The sequence below is a fragment of the Corallococcus sp. AB049A genome (genome assembly GCF_003668885.1).
Classification (GTDB): Bacteria; Myxococcota; Myxococcia; order Myxococcales; family Myxococcaceae; genus Corallococcus; species Corallococcus interemptor.
Map to the genome: position 1 here is coordinate 1 of NZ_RAWL01000458.1, position 6,708 is coordinate 6,708.

Here is a 6,708-nt window from a genome sequence, read left to right on the forward strand (position 1 = left end):
CCACCGAAATCTACACCTATTAAGTCGTCGGCAGCGTCAGATGTGTATAAGGGACAGCCTGGGGCGGCTCGGGGGTGGGCTCCGCCGTCTTGCAGGCGGCGCCAAGGACACAGGAGGCGGCGAACAGGGCCAGTCGCTTCAAAGCGTTCTCCAGCTTGGACAAGGGGTGGGAATCCGGCGCGCATCAACCCCTGATGCGCGGGGGCATTCCAGTGGCAACGCCTCCGCGTGTGACAGGGCCGCCCCCCGCTGTCCACCATTGAAGCAATGGCATTGCCCCCCAGCGAACGGCGGCGCCCCGCGAAACGTCCCTTGCGTGAAGAAGGGACGCTCCCGGGGCGCGCGGGACTGCCGGTGAAGCGGTGGGTGCGTCAGTCGTCCTTGCCGAGGATGCTGTCCTTGAGGCCGCTGTCCACGGGGTCCTTGCCCAGCCACACGGAGAAGAGCGCGTCCGCGAAGTCCTTGCCCTCCACGTCGATGGACTGCCCGCCCGTCACCTGCACGGTGGTGCCCTTGCCCGGCACGTAGGTGAGGTTGAGCTCCTGGCCCTCCTTCACCTCCGCGGGGATGGCGTTCTTGAAGGTGTCCAGGCGCGCCTGGAGCTTGGGCATGTTCGCGCCCGCGCTCTTCTTGAAGCCGTTCTCGATGGCCTCGGTGATCTGCTCCTTCTTCAGGTCGCGCTTCATGAACATGCGCACGCGCTTCACTTCATCCGCGTTGAGCAGCGCGGTGGCGTCCTGGGTGGGGTTCTCCACGTACAGGCCCAGCGTGTAGACCTTGAAGATGGCCTTCTTGCGCAGGCCCACGCCGTTGAGCTTCAGCTCCTTGCCGGCCACGGTGGCGGTGTCCGGGTACTTCACACCCGCGATGTCCTTGGCCATGACGGGCGCGGCGAGGGTCAGCGACAGCAGCACGGCGGTCAGCGTCTTCTTCATGGAAAAACCTCCGGGTGGGTTTCCTGCGCGATGTTGGACGCAAACCTACCCACGCGTCTTCACCAAAGGATCCACGAAGGGCGGCCGCGTCTTGACGTACCGCGGCGAAGCGCCCGGAAGACGACGTTTCCCCGCGTGGCAGCTCCAGGGTCCCGGCGCAAAGGCAGACGCAAATCGAGACATTGTCTCAGCCTGCCCTGGAGGTAGACGCGACGGGCTGGATTAGTGGCTCATTTCGCCTGAACTCTCCAGCAACCACGTGAAATCACTTTGCTTTTTCTTCCGACCAGATCGTCCCGGAGGCACGAAACAATAATTCGCATTTTATCGACAAACATTTCAAACACTGGCTTCGGAGTTTGAAATGACCATCCGCCCTCTCCTCGCTTCCCGTTCCCCCCGTCCCATTCCCGTGTCGAACCCCGCGCCGGGCCTGGCTGCCCGCGCTCCTGTCGCCCATCGCGGGCCGGACAGCTTCGAGCCTCGTGGGCCCGCCCTTCCGCGGGCGCCGCTTCCTTCCGTGGAGGACCTGCGCGAGGCCGTGCGGCGCTCCAAGCTCAAGGACGCGGCGGAGGCGCTTCGTAAGGCCGCGGCTCCGCCGGCTCCGGCGACGACGACGTACACCATCCAGCCGGGCGACACCGTGGGCGACATCGCCTGGAACCTGATGCAGCAGGGCGTGCCAGGGCCAGTGGAGGCCATCGCGAACCAGATCGTCCAGCTCAACGGCCTGGCCAACCCGGACCTGATCATCGCGGGTGAATCGCTCCAGCTGCCCACCGCTCCGGGCACTCCGCAGGCTGGCGGTCCCGTCGCTCCGGGCAGCCCCGGCGGGACGGCGCGTCCCGGCGAGCGCTACCCGGTGCCGTCCATCAAGCAGATGTCGTCGGAAGGCACCGAGGACGACTGGAACCAGCAGTCCAACTGCGGCCCCACCACGATGGCGATGATCCTCAAGGGCTACGGCATCGGCACGGACCAGTCCGACGGGGCGTTCATCAACCAGCTGGGCCAGGGCGTGGGCATCACTTCGGCGGGCGTGGGCTACGCGGACATCCAGCGGATGGCCTCGAACAATGGCCTCTCCTCGGAGGTCAACCCGGGGACGGACGTGGGCTGGATTGAACAGCAGCTCGCGTCCGGGAACATGGTGGCCGTCAACGGCGAGAGCCACGTCATGCTGCAGAACGAATCGCCGCCGTTCACCTCCGGCAGCTTCAGCGGCGGGCACTGGATCGCCGTCACGGGCATGACGCCCGAGGGCAACTTCATCGTGCATGATCCGTCCAGCACCGTGACGGAGCTGACGCCCGCGGAGCTGCAGCGCTTCCTCGGGGAGCACCAGTACGGCGGCTACTCCGTCTCCATCCATCCGCCCCCGGGCGTGGCTCCCACCGATGGGCAGGGACAGGCGCTGGAGTCCGTGCGGCTGGCGCCGGGGGCCATGTCGCTCGCGGAGTCCGGCTTCGCGGGTCAGGGCGAGTTCCTGATGCGCATGGCCCAGAAGTACGACGTGCCCATCGACCTGGCGCTGGCGATGCTGTGGAAGGAGTCCCAGTGGGGCACCGCGGGTGCGTCCGTCGGGGCCAACAACCCGGGCAACCTCAAGTTCGTGGGCCAGGAGGGCGCCTACGAGGCCTTCACCTCACCGGACGCCTCCGGCAGCTTCGCGGGCTGGCCCACGCTGGAGCAGGGCATCGAGGCGTACTTCAAGCTGCTGGGGACGCACTATCGAGCCGAGCTGGACAGCGGGAACTGGACGGCGCTGATCAACCGCTACGCGCCGCCGGTGGAGAACGACTCCAGCCTGTACGTCCAGCAGGTGAACGACTACGCGGCCGAGGTCCGCCGTCGGCTCGGAATCGGGTAGGCCCCGGCTAGACTTCCCTGCCCCATGGAGCCGTCCGCCCCCGCAGACGCCATCTACCTCCAGGCCCGCGCCGCGTGGCCCGGAGTGGAGCTTCCGCGCGAGGACTTCCTCGCCCACCTCGCCGCGCGGACGGCGGCCTCCGGAGGCGCGCCGGTGCCCCACGCGGAGGACCTGTTCCTGGCGTGCGCCTGCGCGCGGGGGGTGACCGCGGCGCTCGCCCACTTCGAGCGCGTGTACCTGCCCGCCGCGCGTCAGGCCCTGGTCCGCCGGGGCATCGCGCGGGACGTGGTGGACGAAGCGCTGCAACGGCTGCGGGAGCGGCTCTTCCTGCGCCGGCCGGACGGGCCGCCGCGGCTGGCGGAGTACGACGGCCGGGGACCGCTGGAGGCGTGGGTGCGCACCGTCGCCCTGCGCCTGGCCATGACCGAGCTGCGCGAGCGTGCGGCGCGTCCCGTGGAGGCGCTGCTGCCCACGCTGCTGCCCGCGGAGGACCCGTCCTTCGCGGCGCTCAAGCATCGGCACCACGCGGACATCGAGGCGTCCATCGCCGCGGCGCTCGCGTCGCTGGAGCCGCGCCAGCGCACCATCCTGCGGCTGCACCTGGTGGAGAACGTGGGCGTGGAGGACATCGGGCGGGTGCACGGGGTGAGCCGCGCCACCATGACGCGCTGGCTGAAGGACGCACGCGACACGCTCGCGGAACGGACCCACGCCGAGCTGCGCCGGCGATTGAACGTCGAAGACCCGGAACTGCACAGCCTGGCCCGGTCGCTCCTGAGCGGCCTGGACCTGAGCGTGCGCCACCTGCTGCGCTGAGCCCGCCATGACCTGCCCGGACGAGAACACCCTGCTGGCGTATTGCGCGCACTCGCTCGGCGCGGAGGAGGCGCGCGTGGTGGAGGCGCACCTGGATGCTTGCTCCACGTGCCTCGCGCTGGTGGCGGAGGCGGCTCGGGGCAGTGAGCCCTCCACCCTCCCGGACGTGAAGGCGGTGCCCGACACGGGCCGTCTTCGCGTCGCGGACGCGGAGCTCCAGCGGGGCACCGTGCTGGGCCGCTACGTCGTCATCGACCGGGTGGGCTCCGGCGGCATGGGGGTGGTGCTGAGCGCGTACGATCCGCAGCTCGACCGCAAGGTGGCGCTCAAGCTGGTGCGCTCGCTCCAGGGCGAGGGCGCTCGGGAGCTGGAGCAGCGGCTTTTGCGTGAGGCCCAGGCGGTGGCGCGGCTGTCCCATCCGCACGTCATCACCGTCTTCGACGTGGGCACCGTGGACGGCCGGCTCTTCATGGCCATGGAGTTCGTCGAGGGCCGCACGCTGCGCCAGTGGCGGAAGGAGCAGCCGCGCACATGGCGCGAGGTGCTCGCGGCGTTCCGGCAGGCGGGGCAGGGGCTGGCGGCGGCGCACGCGGCGCACCTCATCCACCGCGACTTCAAACCGGACAACGTGCTGGTGGACGGTCAGGGCCGCGTGCGGGTGACGGACTTCGGCCTCGCGCGGCTGCCGGAAGGCACCATGGCCTTGCCGCCGCATGCGCTTCCGGAGGGCATCACGCCCACGCCCGGACTGGTGGACCTCACCCGCACGGGCTCTCTCATGGGCACGCCCGCGTACATGCCGCCCGAGCAGTGGAAGGGCGAGCCCGGCGACGCGCGCGGCGACCAGTTCAGCTTCTGCGTCGCGCTGTATGAAGCCCTCTTCGGCGTGCGCCCCTTCGCGCGCGGACAGCCACCGGACTTCAGCCGCATCCAGGCCCCACCGAAGGAGACCCGCGTGCCCGCGTGGGTGCGCCGCGCGGTGGTGCGCGGGCTGAGCGTGTCCCCGGCGGACCGCCATCCGTCCATGGACGCGCTGCTGGAGAACCTGTCGAGGACCCCGCCCCACAGGCGCACGTGGTGGGCGCTGGGCTCCGGTGCATTCGCGCTGGCGGGAGCGCTCATGCTCGTGTCGAAGGGCGCGCCCTCTCCCTGCGACGGCGCTCCCGCGCGCCTGGCGTCCGTGTGGAACCCGGCCCGGGCCACGAAGGTGACGCAGGCCCTGGCCGCCACCGGAAGCCCGCTGGCCTCGGAGGCCGCCGAGGCCGTGGCGCGCAACCTGGCGGACTACGCCCACGACTGGGAGGCGGGCTACACCCAGACGTGCCAGGCCACGCGCGTGCGTCAGGAGCAGCCGGAGTCCGTCCTCGCGCTGCGCATGGCGTGCCTGGATTCTCGGCTGCAATCGCTGGGTGTGTTCGCGGACGTGCTGGAGCACGCGGACGCGGCGCTCGTGGTGAGAGCGGCCGAGGCGTCGCAGAAGCTTCCGCGCGTGTCGGACTGCTCGCGCGTGGAGTCACTGCTCTCCGTCGTGCCTCCTCCGGAAGGCCCCGGCGTGGCGGCGAAGCTGGCGGACGCGCGCACGAAGCTGTCCCGCGCGCAGGTGCTGCTGGAGACGGGGCGTTACGCGCAAGGGCTGGGAGACGCGCAGGCCGCGCTCGCGGTGGCGCGCGAGCTGGCGTACCGGCCGCTGGAAGCAGAAGCGCTCCACGCCATGGGCTGGTTCGAGCTGCGGTTGGCGCGCTACGCGGAGGCCGAGCAGCGCTGGACCGAGAGCATGCGCGCGGCGCTCGCGGGCAGGAACGACCTGCTCGCGGCGCGCTCGGAGACGGACCTCGTCTTCGTGACGGGCTACGAACTGGAGCACGCGGACCGGGGCCTGGAGCACGCGGCCCAGGCGCGCGCGCTGCTGGAGCGCACCGGCCCCGCGGAGGAGGTGGAGGCCCAGATTGAACACAACCTGGGCGCGGTCGCCTTCGGTGAAGGACAGCTGCCCCAGGCGCGCGACCACTTCCAGCGCGCGGCCGCGATCCGCGAGCGCGTCCTGGGCGCGGATCATCCGGACACCGCGAAGAGCCTCACCAATGTCGCCCGGCTGAGGCTGCGGCAGGACGCGCCCGTCGAGGCCCTGGCGCTGTACCAGCGGGTGCTCGACATCCAGCGCAAGCGGCTGGGCGCGCGACATCCCGCCGTCGCGGACACGCTGGTCCTGCTGGGCGAGGTCCGCCAGCGCCTGGACGGTCCCGCCGCCGTCGTGCCGCTCTACACCCAGGCCCTGGAGATCCGCACCGCCATGCTCGGGGAGACGCACCTGGACACGGTGCGGCTGCACAACCAGCTGGGCCGCGTCCACGAAGCGATGGGCACCTTCGCGCTCGCCCGTCAGGAACATGAGCGCGCGCTCGCGCTGACCGTCCAGGCGTTCGGCGAGGACCATGTCGAGTACGCACTGTCGCTCGAGTCCCTGGCCCAGATGGAGGAGCGGCAGGGCGCGCTGCCAGAAGCCCTGGCGCGCTACGCGAAGGTCCTGGCCCTCCAGGAGCGTCTGTCCGGCCCCAGGAGCGGTGCCGTGCTGCGCGTGCGCGAAGAGCAGGCGCGGGTGATGCGCAGGAGCGGACATGCACGCGAGGCCGCGGCGGAGCTGGAGCAGGTGCTCGCCGCGCGCGAGGCCACCGATGGCCCCCGCCACGCGCTGCTCGTCTCGGCCCTGACGGAGCAGGCCCGGACCTGGCTGGACCTGAAGGAGCCGAAGAAGGCTCGCGCCGCGGCCGAGCGCGCACTGGACATCATTCGACCGCTGGGCTGGAGCGCGGTGCGCACCGCGGAGCTCCAGTTCGAGCTCGCGCGCGCACGGTGGGACGCAAGCGAGGATCGCCCCCAGGCCCTCACGCTCGCGGCCCAGGCACTGCTCACCTTCCAACAGGGCGGCCCGACGTGGCGCACGCAGGCTGAAAACGTCCAGCGCTGGCAGCAGACCCGGCGGCCCTCCCCTGCTGCCGCAACTCGCTGATCGCTCCCTTGGATAATGAGAAGACTCTCCCCTCCTGGAGTGGCCATGAGCTTCCTCTCCCGCCTCAAGCCCTTCCCCCC

General features: G+C 70.7%; 4 protein-coding genes. 3 read left to right on the top strand and 1 reads right to left on the bottom strand.

The window, feature by feature from the left end; all coding sequences use genetic code 11:
• Window positions 1-371: 371 nt before the first annotated feature.
• On the bottom strand, window positions 372-935 hold the full coding sequence (locus D7X55_RS33370) for a chalcone isomerase family protein (protein ID WP_121725171.1): 564 nt from the start codon (window positions 933-935) through the stop codon (window positions 372-374).
• A gap of 520 nt (window positions 936-1,455) precedes the next feature.
• On the opposite strand from D7X55_RS33370, the gene D7X55_RS33375 reads away from it, so the two are divergent.
• Genes D7X55_RS33375 through D7X55_RS33385 form a run of 3 tightly spaced genes read left to right on the top strand, consistent with a single transcriptional unit; the run spans window position 1,456 to window position 6,628 of the window.
• Window positions 1,456-2,805 carry a C39 family peptidase gene (locus D7X55_RS33375; RefSeq protein WP_158626463.1) on the top strand — a complete coding sequence of 450 codons (1,350 nt, stop codon included), beginning with the start codon at window positions 1,456-1,458 and terminating at the stop codon, window positions 2,803-2,805.
• Between the two features lie 24 nt (window positions 2,806-2,829).
• Entirely contained in the window at window positions 2,830-3,621 is a 792-nt protein-coding gene (locus D7X55_RS33380; RefSeq protein WP_120552147.1) for a sigma-70 family RNA polymerase sigma factor, read from the top strand.
• A 7-nt stretch (window positions 3,622-3,628) separates the two neighbouring features.
• Complete coding sequence (locus D7X55_RS33385; protein ID WP_120552146.1) at window positions 3,629-6,628, top strand: serine/threonine-protein kinase; 3,000 nt, start codon at window positions 3,629-3,631, stop codon at window positions 6,626-6,628.
• The last annotated feature ends 80 nt before the right edge of the window (window positions 6,629-6,708 follow it).